The sequence below is a fragment of the Confluentibacter flavum genome (assembly GCF_002843175.1).
GTDB lineage: Bacteria > Bacteroidota > Bacteroidia > Flavobacteriales > Flavobacteriaceae > Confluentibacter > Confluentibacter flavum.
In genome coordinates this window covers 22,628-46,382 of the sequence record NZ_PJEO01000033.1, presented here as the reverse complement: position 1 = coordinate 46,382, position 23,755 = coordinate 22,628, and the positions used below count along the sequence as shown (strand labels likewise).

The following is a 23,755-nucleotide window of genomic DNA, read 5'->3' as shown; positions in this document are numbered from 1 at the left end:
GAAATTTTAAAAATCAGAAGATTGGTTTAAAACTCTATGATTTTGTTTAGACTTTGGATTCTCCTTAAAATTAGATGAAAAACGACGAAGTTGATTGAATTAATTGGAAATTCGTTAAATAAAGCTTTATAATATTATAATTTCCGATGCTTTGTAACTACTTGTTGAAAGTTAATACCATACTAAACTGAATGCCTTTGTGTGCCTATTATAATTAGAGCTACTTTTCATTCTAAGAAGCTAGTCTCTTTTTGAATCTTATTCATTTTTTGAGCTAATAATCAATGTAATAGAGTTACAGATGTAAAAAGCATTCCCCTAGATTTGAATCATAAACTTTAATTTAAAAAATAATATTTATGAAAACACTAGAAAAAATGATATTGGTTTGTTTGCTATTTATAAGCTTTGGTGCATTAGCTCAAACTGATAAAGACAATGAAATATTAAAAGATGCGGACCGAGCCAAGGACACGCTTATTGCCAAAGATTCTGGATTGGAAAAATTCTTCGATACTGCTTCTGGGTATGCTATTTTTCCGAACGTTGGAAAGGGCGGATTAATTGTTGGAGGCGCGAGTGGTAATGGTGTTCTTTATGAAAACGGAAAACCAGTAGGAATGACAGGAATGAAAAAATTGAATATTGGGCTTCAAGCAGGTGGACAAGCTGTTACACAAGTCATCTTTTTTGAAACCGATGCTGCCCTGGCTAAATTTAAGGAAGGGAATTTTGAATTTTCGGCGGAAGCTTCGGCTGTTATTTTAGATGAAGGAAAAGCTGCAGAGGCCAATTATGACGATGGTGTAGTGATTTTTGCTATGCCTAAAGCTGGCCTTATGGCTGATGCTTCTGTAGGCGGCCAGAAGTTCGAATATCACCCATTTAAATAATAAAATTTATTCAAACAAAAAAAGTTGGCATCCTGTGCCAACTTTTTTTGTTTGGTAGGATTTCGAAATAAATGTTAACTCCAATTCACATTAAAAAATGCCCCTCATGTTTTAACATTAGGGGCATTCAACCAACCAACAAAATAAAAGCTAATACTGCCTTTACAACAAATCCATTTTTCTTTTTTAGCTCATATACTGTCTTTTTCCTGAATTCTGCTCAATATTTCAACTAATTAAAATTACTTATTCGCATGCGTTACAATTAACGCAAAACAATAATTTCTTAATGTAATAAAGTTGATTATATAAACCAATAAATTCCACAATGGAACATTGTAAATTCAGTCTTCTAGAAGTTGAAAGAAATAGTATAAGTATCTAGAGATAACATGGCTTTAAAATTCACATAAATATTTTTAATTAAAGACCGATAGCGTTAAAATAGAATTTTATTGAGTCATTATTAATTTCCTTTTTGCCTCATTTTTGTTAAGCAGGATACAAAATCTTATGTTCCTATTAAATTTAAAAAGAGTTAAGGAATGGACAATAAATATGCAAAACACGAAAAGGACTATATTAAGGTCTATCAAGATAAAGGTTATACATCTAACTTTTATTTTAAAAACAATAAACTCATTAATAGTGAAACAAAGGAGGAGTACTTTCCCCAAGATATTCTCATTGTTGCAGAACACAGGTATGAGGGTATGAGCGATCCTTCCGATATGTCAATTTTATATATTATTAGTACAAGTAAGGACGAAAAAGGCACTTTTTTAATGGCTTATGGACCTACTGCAGATATGGATATTTCAGAATTCTTTAATGAAATACCCAAAGCCAATATTACGAATGACGAAAATATTAATGAAAATGACTCATCGCATTAAAATCACCAAGCTTTTACATTTGTCTGATTTAGGACCAAAATAAAATTCATATTATTTTTTTAATAATATTGTTTTATTCTGAAGAAAAATAGTATAATTTTGAATCATATAAGATGAATTGAATTATAGCTTGTACTATATTTTACGTATTCTAAATATATACATGTTATATTCCAATCCTCTCAAAACTATTTATCTGTTTGGTTTAAAAATCTCACTGTTAATAAATGTTTTTCATCTTTATTGAAAGTAAAATATTTTAACATGAAACAGAATATGAGAGATAACATGTTTAACCTAATTTTAGTCGACGACGATGAAGATGATAGAATGTTATTTACTGAAGCTTTAGAAGAAATATCCATACAAACCAAATTATTGCTTTTTAAACATGGCCAAGAATTGCTGGATTATCTTTTTCAACCGCATGCCGAACTTCCAAATTTAATATTCCTGGATCTTAATATGCCTGTAAAGAACGGCATGCAATGCTTAAGTGAAATTCGAAACCATCCAAAATTAAAAGATTTACCCATCGCCATATATTCTACTTCGTCCTCAGACAAAGATATTAGTGATGCATTTTTAAATGGTGCCAATTTGTATATAAGTAAACCCAACTGCTATTCAAAGTTACGGAAAGTAGTAGAAAAGGTTCTTAATCTCAATTGGCAGGACCATATCTCTAATTTAAATAAAGATACTTTTCTATTTCGTATTTAAATTATGAATCATGGAGTTTAAGCGTGTTTATACCTCTACTAAAACCTATATCATATTATTGATTAGTGCAATAGCATTGCTTTTGTTTACTACAAGTATGGCATATAGACAGGTCATGCTTACGCAGAAATCTGCTGAAATGGTTGTACATACACTGCACGTGTATAATGCGATTGGCGACTTAACCAACCATTACTCCAAAGTGGAATCTGAAGAATTTAGGGAAAATCTATTAAAAAATAAACCTTTTAATAAGGCTTTTGAAACTTATAAATTACAAGGAGTAAAAATACTTGATACCTTAAAAATTCTTACTAATGATAATGAATTGCATAAAGCGCGATTAAAGCCATTACAAGGTTTGATGATTACATTGTATGACCAATTAATAAGCCTTAACCTTGTTAATGATATAAATACTCCAGAAGAATTGCAAGCGTGTCAATTGCAAAGAGCTAAAATTAAAACAACAACAAACAACATACGAAGTATTACAAACAGAATGCTAGCAGACGAAGAGCGTTTGATGAATACAAGAAAAGCTGATTATTCTTTTCATAAATCTTTAACGCCTACCATGTTATTGGTCATGGCTTTTTTTGCACTAACTGTATTTGTTATTTCTTTTTTTGGAATTTATAGTAACAAATTAAAGATTAAAAAATCTGAGGCTTTCTTAAAAAGCGTACTAACAACTACCGATAATATTGTAAACTATTATGAGCCCATATACCACAATAATGAACTAATAGATTTTAAAATTGTATATGCTAACGATTGTGTCCGTGACTATCTAAATCTTGAACCAAACGACATTATGGATAAACCAGTCTCTAATGTACATCCTTTTCATAAGCGTGATGGTGAATTAGAAGAACTGTTTCAATCTTATAGAGAACACAGTAAAATTTTTTTTGACAGACAGATTAGTGTTGAAGATAAAAAAATGTGGTTTCATTCAGTTGTTATTCCCTTGGGCAATGGGATTTTGGTGACGTCCCGTAATTCCACAGCCGAAGAAGAAGCTAAAGAGGCAGAGTTACTATTTAAAAAACAATTAGAGAATCAAAATTTAGAATTATTGGATAGCCGGGCATTACTAACCAATATTTTTAAAAGTATACTGCATATAGTCATTCATTTTAAAAGCATCAGGGCCGAAGATGGCAGTATAATAGATTTTGAAATTTTATTTATCAATGAAGAGGCAATTACAATTAATCTAGGTATGCCAGAGAACATCAAAAACAAAAAAATATCTGAAATCTACCCAGACATTTTCAAATCTGAAGTTTTTACACATTTGGTCAATGCCGTGGAAAGTGATAAACCTGGACGTTATGAAATGCCTTACCATAATAATGGTACCGTAAAATGGTATCGTTATACAGCCATTAAATTGGGCGATGGTGTTACTGTTACCACTAGAGATATAACAGAAGAGAAGGAAAAAGCGAATGAAGTGATAAAGTTAAATGAAGAACTCATTATCCAGAATTCAATTTTAACAGATGCAGAGCGAATTGCAAAAACTGGTAGTTTTTTATGGTATTTAGATACTGGTGTTTGTGATTTTTCAGACAATCTTTATCGAATGTTAGACTATGACCCAAAAGAAATTAAACTCACATATGAGATGTATAGGGGATTTATACATAAACAGGATTTGGATGAGTATGATAAAAATACAAAAATAGCGATAAACGAATTAAATGATATTGAACATGTTTTCAGGATTATTTCTAAATATGGTCTAGTTAAACATTTTAAAACCAGAGTGCAATTTTTAACCACGGATGTTATAATAGGTGTTGTACAAGATGTTACACAAACTATAGAAGCTGAAAAAAAATTGTTAAAAAGCAATCTTGAACTTAAAAAAAGCAATGCTGAACTAGAATCTTTTAATCGTATAGCAAGCCATGATTTACAAGAGCCCTTGCGTAAAATAGAACTATTTGCTTTAAGAATAAAGGATACTGAAAACAATCATCTTTCTACTAAGAGCCAAGAATATTTTAGTAAAGTGATTAGTGGGGTTAACCGTATGCAATCACTTATTCAAAATTTATTGGCTTATTCCAGACTTGAGAATAGTAGAAGAGGTTTTGAAGAAATAGATTTAAACCAGGTATTAGATAAAATTAAAGAAGATTTAACCACGAGTATTAATGATTGCCATGCCGAAATTGTTTCAGATAAATTACCTCAAATAAATGGTGTATTATTTCAAATGGAGCAGTTGTTTACAAATCTCATATCGAATGCCCTGAAATACAGGAATATTAACCAAATCCCAATAATACAAATACGCTGCGAAAAAATTTCGGCTTCTCAGATATCAGAACATATAGAAAAATCAATAAAACAGTATTATAAAATTTCTTTCGTCGATAATGGTATTGGTTTTGATTTCCAGCATACAAATAAAATCTTTGAAGTCTTTCAACGGTTACATCAAAAAACAGAATATACTGGCAATGGTATTGGTTTAGCAATTTGTAAAAAAATTGTTGAAAACCACAACGGGTATATTTTTGCTAAAGGTTCAGTTGGACTTGGAGCAGAATTTATTGTTTACCTACCCATTATCCCACTTTAATATCTTGCTATTTTAACTTTCTTTTCATTTTGGTTGAATATGCTTTTTTATTCTAAAGCGTCAAAAATTATAGGTTTTGAGCAAAAGCAATTTGGGCTATTCAGTTAATTTTAAATTAATTATAAAAATAAAAGATATGGAACTTAATTATGAAAATTGTATAAAAGCTTGCCAACAATGCATGATCGATTGTCAAAATTGCCTTGTTCAAATGATGGGTAAAGAAAGTATGAACGATTGCCCCAAATGTTGTTTATTATGTGTAGATGCCTGTTTAATATGTATTAAATTTATGGTTGCTAGTGGCCCTTTAACAAAAGAGTATTGCCAATTATGTGCGGAAATATGTGAATGGTGTGCTGAAGAATGCCAACAACATGACCATGAACATTGTAAAGTTTGTGCCGCTTCGTGTTTGGCTTGTGCAAAAGAATGTCGCAATATGGCTTAAAACACACTAACTCCGTACCTTACTTTTTTTTTCAGAGATTACAAATTCCGAAAAATCAGTTGTGTCTCTTGAAAGATGAATGTATTCTAGACTTCTACTTAATAAATTTTTAAGCATCTTAAAGGAATTGGGCTTTACTAAATATAAATTAGCCCCTTTCTTTTGTAACTCATCAGAGATGGATTTGTCAGCATAGGTAGAGTAAATGATTATAGGGATGTTTGAAAGTCGAGGTTCGCTTCTAATATCATTCAAACATTCCTCACCATTCATTAGGGGCATATTCAGATCCAAATAAATAACATCAGGCAATGGTTTATCCAAGTCTAAAAGATTAACCATAAGTGTTACCCCGTTATCAAAATCTTCAATAGATACATTCATATCTAAATCATCCAGGGCTTCTTTAAATAGCATACGGTCTTCTTTATCATCATCGGCTAAGTAAATTAAGAGGGGTTTTAATAGCATATATTTTATTTTTAATAATGATTTATATAGGATTAGTTATGTGAAATCAATGATTATTTTTGAACTTTTCCCTGAATTTCTTTTAATTATAAAAACAGGAATGTCAATTATAGATTAATCTAGGGGAGGGGTCTTCGTCCGGAAATTATATTATACAGAATAGCAATAATAGCAATTAATAAAAGAACATATATAAGACTACCCGTAGCTATACCTTTTACTAACCCAAAAAATCCTAAAATCCACACAATTATACATATAACTGCAATTAGCCAAAGAATACTTCTCATAATAATATAATTTTAATTAGTTGTTATTCAGTTATTTATATTTCAATCAAAAACATCGTCTTATAAAGTTAAATCTAGGTCTTGTGGGTAATTTTATTTAACTCATTCCCACTTAATTTTAACGCAATCAGTTTATATGCCATGAATACAATAGATGATAACTGTTAAGAGTTTGTGCTATTATTTATCAAATACCTATCCGAATATACTTTTGTAAATTGTGCACCAAAAAAGAGAATTAAACTGGTATATGAGGTCCAAAGCATGACAATTATTATAGATCCTGCAGCCCCATATGTGGAGCCAGGTTCTGTTTTTCCAAAGTAGAAGGCAAGAATATATTTGCCTAAAATGAACAAAAAAGCGGTTAAACCTGCTCCTATTTTAACGGCCTTCCATTTTACAGGCGTACTTGGTAAATATTTAAACATGGCAGCAAATAAGAAATATATAAATACCATGGATAATATGATATCGATAATATAAGCAAAATCTAAAATATTACTTGAAAGTAGCTGAGATATTCTACCGGCGAATGTGGTAAGTAAAGCCGTTAAGATAAAACTTATCAACAGTAAGAACCCAAAAATTAAAATAAATCCGAAACTTTTTAACCTACCGAATAAGGTCGCTATTAGTTCATTTGAAAACGTTTGTTTTTTCTCCCAAATATCATCTAGTGCGTTTTGTAATTGATAGAAAACGCCCGTAGCACCATATAATAAAATGCCTATGCCCAAAATAGTAGTAAATAAGGAGGTAGATTCGTCACCTGTTTTATTAACCATGTTTAAAATTGAAGTGGCAGTGTCAGCGCCTAAAGCGATTGACATTTCTGAATACAATTCACCTTTAACTAAATCTTTCCCCCAAATGGTACCAACCAAATTTAAAATTAAAATTAGCAAGGCAGGAAGAGACAATATGGCATAATAAGCAACAACGGCACCTAACTTAAAGGGTTCTTTTTCCATCCAAGCTTTATATGTTTTAATAAGTAAATCTGGCATATGTTTAAGCTTAAATGAGTCAGGTTTTTTTTTATCCTTATTTTGATAGTCCATAAAATTATTTTTTTAAAATAAAATAATTTCAGTAAAAATATTTAATAGAATCAGAGAAATAAGTATCGCTAAAGATTTCTCCTTGTGAGCCATAATCAAAAAAATATTCTTGCGAAACGCTTTTGTTTAAATAGGACATAAAGAACTCACCGGCATTTTATAACCATTAAGAATTGCTTGGTGTCTAATGTTTTAAGAAAAATTCAAGATAACAAAAATTATATAAAGTAATTTAATAATGATGTAACAAAACATGTGGCCTCTTATTGCAATTTTGTTAAAACATTATTTAATAGATATTTAGCTCATTTAAAATTCAAGGTTTAAAGCAGAACGCACTTTTTAAAAAGGCATTCGATCTTAGAGTTTATTGTGAAGTATATATAAAAATATTGTTAGGCATTTATACAAATATTAAATTAAATCGGTCTTAGTTAATAATACTTACTGTACTGATTTAATTTCCTATTTACAAAAGCAACCCACTTTTAATCATTTAAAAAGAATAAGTATGAAAACGGTATCAATAACTTCAAATTCCCTCTCTGTTATTTTTGATCAAATTCAAGCGGAATTGGGTGGAAAACTAGACATAAAATCTAAAGAATACAAATTGGAACTAAACAATGACATTGTTAAAGGATTTATTTCCGGAGTCTCCATAGAAAAGGCCATAGTTTATATGGAATATAGCCTTGTATTTAAGGAAGATGTAACATTTTTAAATAGACTTAGCGAAACGAATTCAATGTATTTCGGATACTGTTCTAAAGGACATGTTAAGCAAAGCTTCGAAGGCAATGGTAAAGAAAACAAATTAGGACAATTTCAAACTGGTATTTTTTCAAATTCCTCGGAAAACAATATCTTTTTCAGTTTCGAAAAAAATAAAAAGGTAGAATTCTCTATGGTTACTGTAGATGTTTTATCGGTTTCAGATAAAGAATTAAGAGATCAATTAAAAATCACATTCATTCTTGATCAGCAAAATAGTGTTTACTCTTACATAGGTTCTTTCAACTTGAAAATTGTAGAAAAAATAAATCATCTTAAATCTCTTAACCAGAAAGGATTGGTTAGAAATTTGTTGATTAATAGTGTTGTTTATTTAATTCTAGCCCTAGAAATTGAACAACATAAAAATGACCTAAGTAATGCAATGACTAATTACTACTCCCTTACCCAAACAGATATGGAAGCTGTAAAAGATATAGCAGAACATATAAGAAGTGCTCCAGAAATTCAATATAGTCTAAAATATTTAAGTAGAAAATCCGGTTTATCACCTTTCAAATTACAAGAGGGTTTTAAAATATTACATAATAGAACAGTTACCGATTTTATTAGAAATATAAGAATTGAAGTAGCAGAAAACTTAATAAGAACAACAGAACTCAATATCTCAGAAATTGTATACTCGGTAGGTCTTACCAGTAGAAGTTATTTTTCTAAAATTTTTAAAGAAAAATATAACTGTAGTCCAAAACACTATCAAAACCATCAAAATATTTTAGATATTAAAAGCTTCAATATGAATGCCGTTTAAATTTAAATGAGTCAATTATTCATTTAAAAGAATCAAGAGGTGGAGGTTTTCATCTCTAAATTACACAAGTAAATTTTAATCAATAATTAAACTTAAATTATTATGAATACATACACAGAAACAATAGGAAATAAATTAAATGACCTGTTAGAGAAAACATTTGATGCTGAAAAAGGTTTTAGGAAGGCAGCAGAGAATACAAATCATACGTATTTAAAAAATTATTTCCAAAGAAAAGCTCAAGAGCGTTATGGGTTTGGACAAGAATTAAAAGGGGAAATTAAATCTTTTGGTGAAGATATTGATAAAGGGGGAAGCTTTGCTGGTGCAGCTCATCGTACGTGGATGGATGTAAAGGCCATGTTTTCAACGAACAATGATGAATCTATGCTGGAAGAAGCTATTAGAGGTGAAAAGGCAGCTTTAGAAGAATATAATGATATTCTTAACGAAACGTCATTGCCATTCAGCACTCAAGGAGTAATACTTAAGCAAAGAGAGGCTATTGCAAACGACCTTAACACCATTAAAAGATTAGAGGATATTCGCTAAATTAATAAGGATCTTTTTACATTATTACTATTATTTATTATTTATAAAATCCCTGAAGAACTAATAGGCATTTTTCTAGTATATGACACAATTCTTAAGGTCTTAAGGCTGGCGAACGACCATGTTAATGTGATATGTTAAAGTAATAGAATTGTCAAAATTTTGTATCATTTGGGTCAATAATTTTATTTTTAAGATTAGTCGCCCGTTACTTTTCAAAATATCTTTAAACAATTAATTATAAAAAACTTAAAATCATGAAAACATTAAAAGATTTATTAGAGCATCATTTAAAAGACCTATTTAGTGCAGAAAACCAATTAATAGATGCACTTCCTAAAGCTGTAAATAAGGCAAGTGATAGTATGTTAAAGCAAGCTTTTGAAGATCACTTGCAAGAAACCAAGGAACATAAAAGACGACTTCAAGAAATTTGTGGCGATTTAGAGATATCCCCAAACGGAGAAACATGCAAAGCGATGAAAGGTTTAATTAGCGAAACCGAGAGTTTTATAGAAGAAGCAAATGATGATGAGGTTATGGACGCAGGTCTAATTGCAGAAGCTCAACGTTTTGAGCATTATGAGATTGCGGCGTATGGTACTGCAGTTCGCTATGCCAAAGAATTAGGTTACGATAATATAGCAAGGAAGTTACAGGAAACCTTGGATGAAGAATATAATGCAAATAACAAGTTAAATAAGCTAGCAGAAAACAGACTCAACAGAAAAGCTGTTAATTAAGTAACCTAATTCAAATATTTTACTGCCTGTAAATTAATTGGGTAATCTCTAATTAATTTATAGGCAGTTTATTTTATTATTCAGGTGGTTTAGTAACAGATTTTAAGATGAAATTAAAAAATAATTTAAAAATTAGATAATACCATGTCAATTGCAGTAGTTCGTAAAAATCTATATTTTAAACCAGATTCCAGTCGGGTAGTTGCCCGTTTTTTTAATAATGGTGATGCTAGAACCATAAATCTAGTGAACCGCATCATGAGTTTAAGTGAGGTTGATGTTAAACATGAACTTGAAATAATCCTTAAAGAGTTTCTAGACAGACACAGAAATATTTCAAATATTTTTTTAAAGCATTTTTACAATTATGTAAATCTAATAGAATCCATGGGGATGGATCATAAAAAGTTATCCTTGGAACGAAAACTTTTGATAGGCTCCTATAGTACAATGGAATATTCCGTAGAGGCCTCCGCTTTGTTTAACCCTTCAATTGTTGAACATTTCGATCAGTCTTTTTTGGCTGAGGGAGAAAAGAGGGTCATAATATCCTTTAGGGCTACAGGAGAGGGGCATTTATCCTCTATAGTTTTTAGGAAAGGCATATTGGATACTTCCAATAATTTACATATGCAGCATGTACACAATCATATCGATCTTCCAATTCTTACAAATAAAAAAACATACAACAAAAAACGATTTATGAAGAAAATGGAGGAAATGAATATTCCAAAGGAATATTCTTCAACCATTATGAATTCATTATCAAGCAGATTCGAATATTTTGCTTTAAAAGATGCCGTTAGCGATGTATTGAAGCAGAACATTGATGAACAAAGGAAAAAGGCACTTAACGAAATGACCTGGCTAGTTGATTCCTATTATGATATTGAATTTCATGAAGACTCCAATATTTCAGAACGCGCCATTTTCCCCATTTCACCATCAGAAAGTAAAGGAATTGAAGATGCTAGATTTGTGCGTTTTACAGAAGATGATGGCACTGAAAAAATATATGCCACTTACACGGCCTATGATGGTTATGCCATTCTTCCCAAGATACTTTCAACAAACGATTTTAGGAATTTTAGAATTATGCCCATGCACGGAGATGGGGCCCAAAACAAAAACTTTGCACTTTTTCCTCGTAAGATTAAAGGAAAATATGCCATGTTGGCAAGAATTGATGGGGTTAATAATTATCTTTTTTATTCCAAAAGAATTACGTTATGGAATAATCCCATAAAAATTCAAGAACCTAAATTCCCCTGGGAGTTTACGCAAATAGGAAATTGTGGTTCACCCATTTACACAGATCAAGGTTGGTTGTTAATTACCCACGGTGTCGGCGCCATGAGACGTTATTGTATTGGTGCTTCATTATTGGATTTAGAAGATCCAACCAAAGAGATTGGCAGGTTAAAAGAACCTCTGCTTTCCCCATTGGAAGAAGAAAGAGAAGGTTATGTGCCAAATGTTGTGTATTCATGTGGCAGCCTCATCCATAATAACCATTTAATCTTACCATATGCTGTATCCGATTATTCATCTTCATATGTTACTGTTAATATGGACGATCTACTAGCAGCTCTTAAAGCAAAAGATTGATTGCATTTTAGATTATCTTTTAAGGAAATACCATATTTACGCTATTTCCTCAAAAGCTAACCGGGCCAATAAATAACTAACTGTAGATTCTGCACCTTGGTTCAAATTAACATTATGCGTTTCAAGGCCATCATGACAACCACCTGTACATGGATTGTAAATGATTTGTTTTAATTGGTTGTTACCAAGAAACCAGCTGAAAGCTATTTCCATTTTGGTATTGTAACCTTCTAAAGGGAAAATAAGATCAAATTGTTTTAAGGCCAATATGGTGTAGGTAACATCAATGGGTTGTTCTCCTCCAATATATGCTAATTTTTCATCAGAACCTTTTACTAGCCAGTTTTGATTGCATATAATTTTGATTGAATCTCCGTCAAACGTTTTCGAAAGTAGAAAATCAAAAGATTCCTTCGCTATGCGCTTGAATTTTGTTTTCTCAGTAGCTTTCCATGCACATAATAACGCTTCCGGTAATACGCTATTGGCATAGGTAAGATAAGGTTCATACCAATTCCAATCGTCTTCAGAATGGAACTTATATGAATCAACAAGCTTATTAGCCATATCTTCAATTGATATGGTTATATCGCTACTATTCAATTTCATATTAAAGAAGTATAAACCTTTTATAATAAAGGCAATGGCTCTAGGGGATTCAAAGTTTTGCATTGGTAATTGAAATTGATTGATTGCCCATTTCATATTTTGAAGAAGGGTTATATCTAAATCAATTGCTTCATCCAATAATGAATACGCATAGCCTAAAGACCAAATGGCCCTTCCATTAGCATCCTCTAAATTTTCTTCATCATTCTGCTTGGTGAATTTTTTATCCTTGTCCACATAGTTAAAAAATAAACCATTGTAACGTTGGCACTTTAAAATGAAATTGATGTATATCTTTATCAATTTTAAATCGGATGGATTATGCGTTACTTTGTAATGTTGGCAAACAGCTATAAGCGCTCTGGCATTATCATCTATGGTATACCCAGAGTTTAAATCAGGGGTATTAATAATTGAAAATTGGATGATACCAACATCTGTGGTCATTGCTTTTATATGGTCAAGGTTGATCTGTGGCTTCTTATAGATCAATTTCAATGGTTTTTTTATTTCATTAGAAAAAACATGGGCATGAGCTATAGCCGCATTTTCCCATGAGGTAGCAGATGAAGCATGTAATCCTTTCAATTTCATATCATCTCTAAGATTTTTATTATTTAATAATTTATTCACTTCCATAGACAATTGTTTAGAATTACCAAAATCAAAAAGAACACCACTTCCATTTCGTAATACTTCATTTGCATGGGGAATAGGTGTAGATATAATAGGGCAACCACAACTTACGGCATAAGAAAATGTACCACTTACAGCCTGATTGGGATCATTTGAAGTAAACACATAACAGTCAGATAGTTGTAGGTATTCAAGTAATTCTGGAAGAGGAACAAATTTGCTGATAAATTTAACATGGTCTTTTAATTTTAATTCTTCAACCTTGCTCTGCAAGAAATTCATGTATGTGTTACCTTCCTTATTAAAAAGCGTTGGATGTGTTTTACCTATAACTAAAAAAATAATATTATTGTGTTCTTTTATAATTTCGGGTAACGCATCTAAAGTGGTTTCAATACTTTTACCTGGTCCCAATAAACCAAAAGTTGATATCACTTTTCTTCCCGATAAATCATACTTTTCTTTAAGAATCGATTTTTTCTTGTGTTTTATTAAATGGGTTCCATGGGGTATAATCTCTATTTTCCTTGGATTTATCCCATAGGTGTTTATTAGTAATTCAGATGAAGATTTAGTCATAACCGTAATTATATTAGCAATCGATGCCAAAGCTTTAACATGTACTTCTAAAGCTAATGTTGGGTTGGGCAATACGGTGTGAAATGCAAGTGTTATTGGTTTGGTGAGTATTTTTAAAAAGTTCACAAAAACGTCTTCATTATTTTTAAATAATCCAAACTCATGTTGAACCATAACCAGTTCAATGTCTTCATCGGCATTTATCTTTTTGGAAATTAAAATAAACGATTGTAAATCGTCCGTGTTTAATACCAAATCGACATCTCCTTTTTTATAAGTGTGACTTTCTACGTTCGATTCTACAGCGCAAATTTTTGTTTCAAAGCAATTTTCATATTTGTTGTCAAGCGCATTTTTTAAATCATTAGTATAGGTTGCAATGCCACATTGTCTTGGAGGGTATGTTGATATCATTAATACCTTTGGCAAACGTTTAAGTTTGATGTCATTGGAACTAATCCTGTCTTTTAACCTTGTCTTTTTATTGATGTTGGCCTTGCGATTAACTGGATTTATAGTTTTTATATTGCTTATCATATCTTTAAAGATTTATTTTAGTTTACCTCATAGCGTTGGTTTATGTGATACTTAATATTAATTGAAAATTTTAATTAAAAAATGGAAATTTATTTTAGCTAATCTAAATCTTAAGAAAGAGCATCATTACCCTTAAAAAGAAATTTCTTAACCCAATCAGTTTAATTATATACTTAGCGAACTAAATTCTGAGGTAATAATTTTTGGTATTAATTCTTGAAAGAGACTAGAGCAACAGTTAATTAATTTCAAATGCCAAGGCTTTATAACCACTTGTTGAAAATTAACCAAAATGACTAAATAGGGTTCAAACATTTTTGAAAGAAATAGTTGAACTGTCTTATTTCACTAGTCTAAAAACCACTTTAAAAAACGGGAATGAAGGTACCGACAAGTTTAACCAGAACATGTAAACCTTAAAGCATGATTTTTTAACAAGAGGGTACTTTAGAAAATTGGAGAAAGAGGAGTGAAAAGCAAAAGATAATTAAGTTAATCACGTATCAAGCGATAGATTAGAATGCCTACAGCAATTAAAAATATGCTGGTATAAATAATCTTATTATACTTGGCCAACCAATTTGGCAAGAAAATATCAAAATTATCTTTTGTGGAATTAGAGTACTTTCTAGCTATTATCGTTAAAGGACAAAACATTTTAAATAGTACCAAAACAATTCCTTCTAGGACTACCAAACTAACGCAAATCCAAACCCAATGGTCAATTTTATTTATTATAACCGCATACAAAAGGTAAAATATAACCACATTGAAAAAAAGCCAAACGGCAGTGTGTATGCTTTTTATTATTAAAAGTTTGTCTATTTTCATAAACTATTAATACCTAACTTCTTCATTTCTACTTTTAACTTTTTAGGAATATCGGTTCTGCATTGGCAATTTTTCAAATGTTCCAAATGCCAATTAATGCGTTGCTTAAGTGTTGGGTTTTTGGGCATTTTATGTGCGTGGTGCCATTCTTTGTTAATTTTCATATGCGTTATTATTATTTCACGTTGTATTTTAAATCTATGATTTCTAAATTCAACCAATTGAAATCGCCTTCTTTTAATTTCCAAATGACCTCGCATTTGTTTGGTATTTTAAAGCCATCAAATTCCTTAAAAGATTTTGATTGCACATACCATGTTTCTAAAGTTGCATCATCTCCTGCTCCATAATAACGTTGAGCTTCAAAAGACAGAAAATGACCCTCAGAAGAAAATTTAAAAAGCCCAACGACACTTTTGTAGTTTATTGTAAATGTTGCTTTTGCCGAAGTACTATCAATAGGCTCCCAAGTCATATATTTATTTAAAGCTGCCGATGGAAACCAAACCATTTCAGCCATATATCGTAACATGGCAGCCTGATTTATTTTTTCGTTTTTACCTTCATCCACCACTGGAATTAAACCTGCCATTTTGATGAGCATTTCGCCTTCACCATTTACCAATTTATCTCTACCAACCATTTTCACCATTGGCATAAAATCGACTTCGGTTGACCATATAAAACTGGGATGGGAAACATCAAAATGTTGTTCTGCTTCAAAAGGCATCCATTTACCACTAGGTTTGGTTTTCAGTGCTCCTTGTTGCTTCAACCATACAGAAACCATTTTTTCCTTAGCAATGACACCTGAATTCTGTATCCATTTTTGAACTATTTCTGGCAAATGTGTTAAATATTCCTTTGTTATAATGGAATCATTATTTACTGAAACGCCTTTTAATAGGGATGTGGTTTCATTGCTCACCTTTTTATTAAATATATAATTCCCATAAGCAGACATGCAAACCATAAGAATAATTATATTGGCCACAGTACCAAATTTGGCATCCTTCCAAGACATGATAATCAGAATTTGCGAAAGAACGATTGCCAGAACAGCAATAAAAAACCATCGGTCTTTTGTTAGGTAAAAAAGGGTAGTAATAAATAACAGTATTGCGGCAAAAAGCCAAAACAATCCCATTGTTTTTGAAATGTTTTTGCTTAATTGATTAAGATTTGCAAATCCAAAAGCTTTTAGGAAACCCATAAGGTGTATGAGGCCGTGAACAATAATTAAGAATGCAAAAACAAAACGCATAACTTGGTTTTTAAAATGTTTTAGCGATACCAAGTCTTAAGGACAGGTAATCAGTTTCATATCATTGTAGCATACAATGTTTTCTAAAAAAGTCTCTGCAATCCATTTGGCGCGCAAGGGATCTCCTGGTAATAACACTGATTCGGCAATGGCTCCTTTTTTTGCTTCAATATGTAAGCTCATTGATTGTTGATTTTATTTTGCTTAATTTAAATTAGGTTCAACTTTTTTGAAAGTATAGGTCAATAGGCAAAAAAATAAAACAAGAACATGCTTGCGCTAATCTATAAACTTGTTAAAATGACGTTTTGTCGCTTAGGTTTTTAATCATATTCTTTAATTTGTTTGCAACGTCATTGGCAATACCTTCCAATGCTGGATTTGTTACTGCTTGCATGGACTGAATGGGATTGACCGCAGCAACCTCAATGGTTCCGTTGTCGAGTTCCTGTATAATGACATTGCAAGGCAGCATAGTGCCAATTTTATTTTCTGCTTGAAGTGCTTTATAAGCAAATTGTGGATTGCAAGCACCTAGGATTTTATATCTATTAAAATCCACATCCAGCTTTTTCTTTAACGTTTGTTGTATGTCGATTTGTGTAAGGACACCAAACCCTTCCTTTTGAAGTAATTCTGTAGTCTTGTCGACTGCGTTATCAAAATCATCTTTAATAATTGTACTAAAATAATAGCTCATGGTTATTCTTTATTTAATTCAATGTTTAGTTTTCCTAAAAGTATCAATTCCGATTTGTTTTTACCAGAAAAACTATCTGCAATGGCATTTGCCGTTTTAAGAATCAATCGGTTTACATTATTTGTGAAAAGGTGTTTTTGGTCTTTTTTATAGCTTATGAAATCATCATAACAGGTTTTAATATTAAACCCTGTATCTTGCTCATTAAATAGCCAATCAAAAACAATTTCTATCTGGTAGGCAGCATCCGTTCCAAAACCATCCTCGATGTCGTCAACGTCCAGCCATTCTTTTTTAACAAGTTCTTTGAGTGTATTTATTTCTGCCTCATGAACCTTGTTGTCTGCAGCCGCAATGGCATAAAATAGTTTTCCCAAATTTTGATAGAATTTTAAGGTCAAATGCTTTTTTGTGTTCATTTTGATAGTTTTCCTAATCGCAAATTTAAACCCAGTTTTTTTATTTAAAAATGATATATATCATAGCTGTATTTTCATGTGGAATTATCACGGATTTTTGAAACAATACCCTAATAATTAATGTATAAACTTTATCTTTATAGAACATTTCAATCTGAGAAAACAAATGTTCAAGAATAACAAGGACATTTTTCGAATTTTATCTGATGCGGTTTCAGGGGGCATTGTAATTGTCGATGCTAATCAGATTATTGTTCCTGCAAATATCTCCGCAGATACGATGTTCGGCTATAGCAAGAATGAATTAGTTTCCACAAATTTAAAACACCATTGAGCACCATTTTGACTTAAGTAAATATTCATTGCCGGAGCAGTAAGATAAAAGGGAAAAGCATATTCAAACAATTACCGATAAAGTATATTTTTCAAACACATATTAAAAGTTTATAGCTATATTAGAAGTGCTTAAAATACTACTAATTTTTAAAGATTATAACTTTGAATATCATAACACTTACCATAAATCCAGCTTTAGATAAAAGTGCCAAGGTAGATGGTCTTATACCTGAACAAAAACTCCAGTGCCATTCCATAGTATATCAACCGGGTGGAGGTGGCATCAACGTCTCCAGAGTGCTTAAAAGGCTTGATGAAAAAACACATTGCATATTTACGGCTGGTGGAGATACCGGACAAAATCTTAATGAATTACTTTTAAAAGAAGGCATTAACCCAAAAACTATTTATATAAAAGCATGGACAAGGGAAAACCTATCCATAGTGGATACAAAAACCAATTTTCAATATCGTTTTGGGATGCCTAGTAACGGTTTACAAAATGCAGAACTCGATGACATTAAGTCGACATTGGATAAATATCTTAATAATGGTGATATCCTTGTATTAAGCGGAAGCCTCCCTCAAAACGTGCCAACAGATTATTATGCGACATTAATCAAACACGTTTCCCATAAAAATATAAAGATTGTTATAGACACTTCTGGTCCAGCACTTACTGAAGCTCTTAAAGAAAAGGTTTTTCTGGTGAAGCCCAATCAAAAAGAATTGGCGCAATGGGCAGACAAGGAATTTTTATCAAGCACAGAACAAGAAGATTTCGCTTTAGAAATGGTTAAATCAGGTAAAGCCGAGTATGTCGTTGTTTCTTTAGGTGCTAGAGGCGCCTTTATGGCATCCAAAGATGGCGTTGTTTATCAGTCCACGCCCTCTGTATCCGTAAAAAGTACTATTGGCGCTGGTGATAGTATGGTTGCAGGATTAATCTATGGAATTAAGAATGATTTTTTGGTAAAGGATATTTTAAAATGGGGTGTTGCATGTGGTGTGGCCACAACCATTAATGAAGGAACCAATCTTGCCAGTAAATCACATGTTGACAACGTTTTGAAAATGCTCAAAATAACTTAAAAGCTACAAACAAATCCAACACTTTTTTCATTAAGAAATTGTCATAGTTGCTTCTATTTAAATAGGTTGTTTTCTTTTAATCCATTTTAGGATTTCATACCAAATAACAAATAAAAACCCCATAAAAATGCTCAAAAATGCTTGATTTAAGGATAGTCTTTCAAATTTTAAAAATCCTATAAAAGGTTCCACAAAAATAAATAATGCCGTTATAACAATAGTAATAGTTATTATAAGCGGTACTAATTTATTTTTATAACCCAAAGTGGTAATAACCGAATAATAAAAGGAACGATTGACTAATGTGAGCGTTATGTTTGAGGCAATAAGCGTCAAAAAAACCATTGTTCTCGTCAATGATTCGCCGTAATTACTATGAACTGCATATTGATAAATAAGTAGAATACCGACCGTAATCATCAATCCTTGAAAAATACTCGTTGTGAGTTCCCTTAAATTGAAAAAAGTACGTGAAAAAGGACGTGGTTTTTGTACCATTATGTTCTTTTCCATGGGTTCATTTTCATAAATGATGGAACATGTTGGTCCCATAATCAATTCCAACAAAATAACATGTACCGGCGAAAAAATATTGGGATAAACCCATCCCAGCGCCAAAGGAATGAAAACAGTCAGGATAATGGGAATATGAATGGAGATAATGTATTGAATCGCCTTTTTGAGATTTGCATAAATTTTGCGACCCATAGCAACTGCATCGAGCATTTTGGATAAATCATCTTCTACCAAAATAATGGAAGCTGCTTGTTTTGCAATCTCGGTACCCCTCGTACCCATGGCTATACCAATATGAGCTGACTTTAAAGCAGGTGCATCATTAATACCATCACCTGTCATGGCTATAATTTCTTTTTGAGCTTTTAAAGCATTGATGATTTTCAATTTGGCGTCCGGAAACATTCTGGTGAACAAAAAATTATCTGTGGAGGCGGTTTGCAATTCAACTTCCGACAAGTTCATTAATTCTCTTCCAGAAATGCGTTTGTCATCATTTTTAAAGTGTATTTGTTTTGCAATGGCAAGCGCCGTATCTTCATTATCACCTGTGATTATTTTCACTTTAATTCCAGCGTTATCAAAAGCTTCAAAAACCGATTGAATGTTTGATTTAGGCGGATCATGGAAGGCGACAATTCCTATGAATTTAAATTTGAAATCTTGTTGATTAAGAGGAAAATCATTTCCTGAAAAATTAGATGTGCCTACGGCCAGTAAGCGATAACCACGGGATGCTAAACTGCTGATGTTTTCATTGATTTGTTTTTTTTCATTTTCTGAAAGACTGGACACATTCATGATGGCTTCGGGTGCGCCTTTTGCCGCGATGATACGCTTGCCACTTTCATTCTCAAAAATATGGGTCATCATGGGAGGTGTTCCACCTAAAGGGTATTCATGAACCATTTTATAACTTGGACGTTCATCTTTATGAACCGTCTTGGAATAGGCGTGGTGCAAGGAAATTTCCATGGCATCAAATGGTATAGGTTCACTGGCCCACATGGCGAGTGTTATAAGTTCTTTTTCATCCGCTTTAAATGTAGACGAATCAGCATCTGAAACGGTATTCGATTTTAAGGAATAGACTTTAACTAGGCTCATTTCATTTATCGTAATGGTCCCCGTTTTATCAACGCAAATTGTCGTGGCACTTCCCAGGGTTTCAACGGTTTTCATTTGCTTGACAACAATGCCCATTTTTAATAATCTCCAGGTGCCTAAAGCCATAAAAGTGGTAAAGGCAATGGGGATTTCCTCTGGCAAGATGCTCATAGCCAAGGTCAACGATTTCAATAAACTATCTAAAACATCATACGTTCTAAAATAATTCAGAATCCAAACGCCAATAAAAACAACCACCCCAGCAATAACCATCTTTTTGATAAAATTCTGGATTTGAATTTCGATAGGCGTTTTTTCTTCTTCTATGTTTTCTAGACTCTTTCCAATTTTACCCAATTTGGTCTTTTCACCAATAGCGGTAACAGTGGCAATAGCCAATCCACTAGCAACAGTGGTCCCTTGAAACACAAAATGGTCTACTTTGTCTTTATCCTTGTAAACTGCTAGGGATTCTCCTGTAAGAAGTGACTCGTTGACTGAAAAATCATTAGAATGTATGATGGTACCATCTGCCGCTATTGTATAGCCCTCTTCAACAATTAAGGCATCACCAATAACGATATCTTCACTTTTGATATCAATGACTTCACCATTCCTAATGACCTTGCTGTGTGGCTTAGTGAGGTCTTTTAATTTCTCTAACGCATTACGACTTTTGGAATCCTGATATAGGGAGATTGTGGACACTAAAATGATGGCAACCGATAGAAAAATACCATCCCCTACATTGCCAGTTATAAAATAGATGGTTGCTGTAACCAACAGTAAAATCACCATTGGTTCTTTCAATAAACTTTTAAGAGCCTTTATAAGCTCGTTTTCCTTTTTAAAATTGGCTCTGTTAACTCCAAATTGCTTTCTTGATTGAAGTACTTCATTACTTGAAAGACCTTTAATATTGAAATTCTCCACTGAAATCATTGGCATAATTGTTTAGGTATGGTATCTAATTTAATAAATAAAGACATAACCAAGGAAAACAGTCCTAGCAAAGCATTAGGGACAAACATGTGATATAATATTTCATAAGAAAACCTATTAATTGAGAATATGCTTTATGGCAATGATAAATATCAGCTCACTCTGGTATTACGAATATGGGAACTTTAGGATGAAGCGCCAATTTCTTTATCACTGGCTCATTTACTATCATTTCAAGGAGGCTGTGTTCATATTTTACCATAGCCAGCATCTTTATTTCCAAATCTTCAATAAATGCTGCAATGGCTTCTGCTTTTTTTGGATGATTGGGCAACCAATGAAAACTGCATTCATAATCTGCCAGATAGTTTTTAAGCATCGTCATATTATATTCTTGAATACTTGACAATTTTTTCTCGACACTTATATGTACTACTCGAATTTTGGAATTGAATAAATCTGCCATACTTTTAAGTGGCCTTAATTCTTTATCATCATAGAAACGATTGTAATCTGTTGGAAACGCTATTTGCTTTGGCGTAACAAAATCACGATCCTCTGGGATAATTAAGACAGGACAGTCTTTAATCTTTTTAATTACTTTAACTGTATTGCTTCCATAAAAATATTCAATTGAACCTGTTGTTCCCTTGGTTCCCATCACAACGATATCAATGGTATTTTGCTTAATTGCTTTAAAAACGGCATCCATGAGTTCCTCTTCAAATAAAAGCGTTTTGAAATCATGGTTGGCATTGGCATCGACAATTTCCATCTGGGCTTTTAATTCCGCCAATTCCCTTAAAGCCTCTTCTTTTAGTTTTTCAACATAATGTGCTGTAATATAAGTTCTGGACACTGAATTTGAGATGTATGTGGAATGTAAAAAATAAAAGGTACAATATTCGTCAGCATATAATTTTAAAGCATATACAATAGCGTTCCAAGCATTATCTGAAAAATCGGTTGGCAATAAAATATTTAATGTATTTGTTTTCATGGCTCACGGTATGTTTTAGAAGGAATTACCAAAAATGGAATATTCAAATGAAAACCAATTTGATTGATTGTATTCTTGAAAAATAAATTTTCAAAAAACGAATGCTTGTTGTTTATCATGGCTAACATATTGATTTTATGTTTAAACTGAAATTTATTAATGGCATCAGCTATCTCCATACTTTCAAAATCATGGAATAAATAAGCCGTGCTTTTAAACATGTCTTCCAATATCATTTTATGGTTCTCTTGTTCTTCAGTAAAAGCATAGCCAGTAGATACGTGCATGACATGTATTCTTGAATGATGGGTTACTGCAATATCTACCAGAAAGTCTAATGATGTTTTTTGATAATCAACATCAAGATCGGTTGGAAACAGAATCTCAAATGGTGACTCATATTCAAAATCGGATGGAATGGCTAGAATCGGACATTTCATGTTTCATAACCAATCATTTTTAATGTAATTATATATAACGCATGGTATTTTGTAGTGCTAAAAGTGGTATTTTAAGGTCCACACTTACTATATCTATATTAGATGGAAACAGCATATCCTCTAAAAATGAATGTTGGGTATTGACCATAACCAACATATCTATATGATTGTTCTTTATATAATCTTGAATCGTTTCTGTTATTTTTTTACTATGTTCTATGTGAAAATCAACCTTGGTTTTACAAACAGTTTCCTTTATAAAAGCTTTGTTGTCTTCTTGTCTAAGGGATAGTTTATCACTCATCGAAATATACAATACATCAATAATGCTTCTATAAGATGTGCCCAGTTCACATAACAATTTTAGTTCGCGACGTTTGTAGGGAATGAGATAATCGGTTGGAAACAAAATTCGTTTTGGCTGCATATTGGTATAATGCGAAGGAATCGCCAAAACAGGACAATTCACGTACTTCAAAACCTGAAAAGTATGACTTCCAAATATAATATGTCGGTCGTCCGACTTTCCTTTAGTGCCCATTACAATCAAATCAATATTCTTGGCTTCAGCAATTAAATTAGCTTCATATACCAACGTATTATAAGCAGATAAGATATGATAGCTAAACTTAGGGTTTGGGGCCATTTTTTTTACGGTATCAAGAAGATTTTCAAGATTTTTTTGTGATTGGCTCTTCACCTTCTCCAGAACATCATCGAAAACCTCACGATAGACCAAATCTTCATGATTATAGAAATCGTTTTGATAGGCATGCATAAAGAAAAAATCAACCTTTTGTTGTTTAAAAAAATCCAAGGCATATTTGACTGCATTCATTGAATTTTCGGAAAAATCTGTAGGAAGAAGTATGGATAGCATCGCATATACTTTTAGAATTCTAGCTAAA

General features: G+C 32.0%; 24 protein-coding genes and 1 pseudogene. 11 read left to right on the top strand and 14 right to left on the bottom strand.

Features of this window, described 5'->3' with window-relative positions:
* The first annotated feature begins 359 nt into the window (after window positions 1–359).
* From CSW08_RS09655 to CSW08_RS09635, 5 genes are all read left to right on the top strand, one after another.
* On the top strand, window positions 360–893 hold the full coding sequence (locus CSW08_RS09655) for a lipid-binding SYLF domain-containing protein (protein ID WP_106659678.1): 534 nt from the start codon (window positions 360–362) through the stop codon (window positions 891–893).
* 545 nt (window positions 894–1,438) lie between these two features.
* The gene (locus CSW08_RS09650; protein WP_106659677.1) at window positions 1,439–1,789 is read left to right on the top strand and encodes a hypothetical protein; all 351 of its coding nucleotides are present in this window, start codon (window positions 1,439–1,441) and stop codon (window positions 1,787–1,789) included.
* A gap of 264 nt (window positions 1,790–2,053) precedes the next feature.
* Window positions 2,054–2,512: a response regulator gene (locus CSW08_RS09645; protein WP_238987238.1), complete on the top strand. Its 459-nt coding sequence runs from the start codon at window positions 2,054–2,056 to the stop codon at window positions 2,510–2,512.
* 10 nt (window positions 2,513–2,522) lie between these two features.
* Window positions 2,523–5,114, top strand: coding sequence for an ATP-binding protein (locus CSW08_RS09640; protein WP_106659676.1), 2,592 nt, complete (start codon window positions 2,523–2,525; stop codon window positions 5,112–5,114).
* Window positions 5,115–5,190: 76 nt separating this feature from the next.
* Window positions 5,191–5,565, top strand: coding sequence for a four-helix bundle copper-binding protein (locus CSW08_RS09635; RefSeq protein WP_238987237.1), 375 nt, complete (start codon window positions 5,191–5,193; stop codon window positions 5,563–5,565).
* A 6-nt stretch (window positions 5,566–5,571) separates the two neighbouring features.
* Here the strand turns inward: CSW08_RS09635 and CSW08_RS09630 are convergent, their stop codons facing one another.
* From CSW08_RS09630 to CSW08_RS09625, 3 genes are all read right to left on the bottom strand, one after another.
* Window positions 5,572–6,036, bottom strand: a complete 465-nt coding sequence (locus CSW08_RS09630) for a response regulator (protein ID WP_106659674.1) — start codon at window positions 6,034–6,036, stop codon at window positions 5,572–5,574.
* Window positions 6,037–6,155: 119 nt separating this feature from the next.
* The gene (locus CSW08_RS18100) at window positions 6,156–6,326 is read right to left on the bottom strand and encodes a lmo0937 family membrane protein (RefSeq protein WP_157831459.1); all 171 of its coding nucleotides are present in this window, start codon (window positions 6,324–6,326) and stop codon (window positions 6,156–6,158) included.
* A gap of 164 nt (window positions 6,327–6,490) precedes the next feature.
* On the bottom strand, window positions 6,491–7,336 hold the full coding sequence (locus CSW08_RS09625) for a YihY/virulence factor BrkB family protein (RefSeq protein WP_106659704.1): 846 nt from the start codon (window positions 7,334–7,336) through the stop codon (window positions 6,491–6,493).
* Window positions 7,337–7,901: 565 nt separating this feature from the next.
* On the opposite strand from CSW08_RS09625, the gene CSW08_RS09620 reads away from it, so the two are divergent.
* From CSW08_RS09620 to CSW08_RS09605, 4 genes are all read left to right on the top strand, one after another.
* The gene (locus tag CSW08_RS09620) at window positions 7,902–8,936 is read left to right on the top strand and encodes a helix-turn-helix domain-containing protein (protein ID WP_106659673.1); all 1,035 of its coding nucleotides are present in this window, start codon (window positions 7,902–7,904) and stop codon (window positions 8,934–8,936) included.
* Between the two features lie 102 nt (window positions 8,937–9,038).
* Window positions 9,039–9,488, top strand: a complete 450-nt coding sequence (locus CSW08_RS09615; protein WP_106659672.1) for a ferritin-like domain-containing protein — start codon at window positions 9,039–9,041, stop codon at window positions 9,486–9,488.
* A 257-nt stretch (window positions 9,489–9,745) separates the two neighbouring features.
* Complete coding sequence (locus CSW08_RS09610; RefSeq protein WP_106659671.1) at window positions 9,746–10,231, top strand: YciE/YciF ferroxidase family protein; 486 nt, start codon at window positions 9,746–9,748, stop codon at window positions 10,229–10,231.
* A gap of 144 nt (window positions 10,232–10,375) precedes the next feature.
* Window positions 10,376–11,839, top strand: coding sequence for a glycoside hydrolase family 130 protein (locus CSW08_RS09605; protein ID WP_106659670.1), 1,464 nt, complete (start codon window positions 10,376–10,378; stop codon window positions 11,837–11,839).
* 36 nt (window positions 11,840–11,875) lie between these two features.
* Here CSW08_RS09605 and CSW08_RS09600 read toward each other — a convergent pair whose 3' ends face one another.
* From CSW08_RS09600 to CSW08_RS09570, 7 genes and pseudogenes are all read right to left on the bottom strand, one after another.
* Window positions 11,876–14,200, bottom strand: a complete 2,325-nt coding sequence (locus CSW08_RS09600; protein WP_106659669.1) for a glycosyltransferase — start codon at window positions 14,198–14,200, stop codon at window positions 11,876–11,878.
* A gap of 492 nt (window positions 14,201–14,692) precedes the next feature.
* A complete protein-coding gene (locus CSW08_RS18265; RefSeq protein ID WP_106659668.1) occupies window positions 14,693–15,031 on the bottom strand; it encodes a hypothetical protein in 339 nt (112 codons plus the stop codon).
* Entirely contained in the window at window positions 15,028–15,195 is a 168-nt protein-coding gene (locus CSW08_RS18260; protein WP_203226870.1) for a hypothetical protein, read from the bottom strand. The genes CSW08_RS18265 and CSW08_RS18260 overlap by 4 nt, the downstream gene beginning before the upstream one ends.
* An 11-nt stretch (window positions 15,196–15,206) precedes the next feature.
* Window positions 15,207–16,295, bottom strand: coding sequence for a DUF6544 family protein (locus CSW08_RS09585; protein ID WP_106659667.1), 1,089 nt, complete (start codon window positions 16,293–16,295; stop codon window positions 15,207–15,209).
* A gap of 54 nt (window positions 16,296–16,349) precedes the next feature.
* A pseudogene (locus CSW08_RS09580) lies at window positions 16,350–16,478 on the bottom strand (purine-nucleoside phosphorylase); the annotation flags it as partial.
* Window positions 16,479–16,590: 112 nt separating this feature from the next.
* Window positions 16,591–16,995, bottom strand: coding sequence for a DUF302 domain-containing protein (locus CSW08_RS09575; RefSeq protein ID WP_106659666.1), 405 nt, complete (start codon window positions 16,993–16,995; stop codon window positions 16,591–16,593).
* Between the two features lie 2 nt (window positions 16,996–16,997).
* Window positions 16,998–17,414, bottom strand: a complete 417-nt coding sequence (locus CSW08_RS09570) for a hypothetical protein (RefSeq protein WP_106659665.1) — start codon at window positions 17,412–17,414, stop codon at window positions 16,998–17,000.
* 166 nt (window positions 17,415–17,580) lie between these two features.
* Here CSW08_RS09570 and CSW08_RS18505 point away from each other — a divergent pair, with 166 nt between their 5' ends.
* Both CSW08_RS18505 and CSW08_RS09565 read left to right on the top strand, forming a co-directional pair.
* A complete protein-coding gene (locus tag CSW08_RS18505) occupies window positions 17,581–17,748 on the top strand; it encodes a PAS domain-containing protein (protein WP_157831458.1) in 168 nt (55 codons plus the stop codon).
* 164 nt (window positions 17,749–17,912) lie between these two features.
* Window positions 17,913–18,842, top strand: a complete 930-nt coding sequence (locus CSW08_RS09565) for a 1-phosphofructokinase family hexose kinase (protein WP_157831457.1) — start codon at window positions 17,913–17,915, stop codon at window positions 18,840–18,842.
* Between the two features lie 57 nt (window positions 18,843–18,899).
* Here CSW08_RS09565 and CSW08_RS09560 read toward each other — a convergent pair whose 3' ends face one another.
* The 4 genes from CSW08_RS09560 to CSW08_RS09545 form a co-directional block, all read right to left on the bottom strand.
* Window positions 18,900–21,407 carry a cation-translocating P-type ATPase gene (locus tag CSW08_RS09560; protein WP_203226869.1) on the bottom strand — a complete coding sequence of 836 codons (2,508 nt, stop codon included), beginning with the start codon at window positions 21,405–21,407 and terminating at the stop codon, window positions 18,900–18,902.
* Window positions 21,408–21,564: 157 nt separating this feature from the next.
* Window positions 21,565–22,407: a universal stress protein gene (locus tag CSW08_RS09555; RefSeq protein WP_106659663.1), complete on the bottom strand. Its 843-nt coding sequence runs from the start codon at window positions 22,405–22,407 to the stop codon at window positions 21,565–21,567.
* Window positions 22,404–22,847 carry an adenine nucleotide alpha hydrolase family protein gene (locus tag CSW08_RS09550; RefSeq protein WP_106659662.1) on the bottom strand — a complete coding sequence of 148 codons (444 nt, stop codon included), beginning with the start codon at window positions 22,845–22,847 and terminating at the stop codon, window positions 22,404–22,406. Before CSW08_RS09550 ends, CSW08_RS09555 begins: the two co-directional genes overlap by 4 nt.
* A 28-nt stretch (window positions 22,848–22,875) precedes the next feature.
* On the bottom strand, window positions 22,876–23,727 hold the full coding sequence (locus tag CSW08_RS09545) for a universal stress protein (RefSeq protein WP_106659661.1): 852 nt from the start codon (window positions 23,725–23,727) through the stop codon (window positions 22,876–22,878).
* Between the last annotated feature and the right edge of the window lie 28 nt (window positions 23,728–23,755).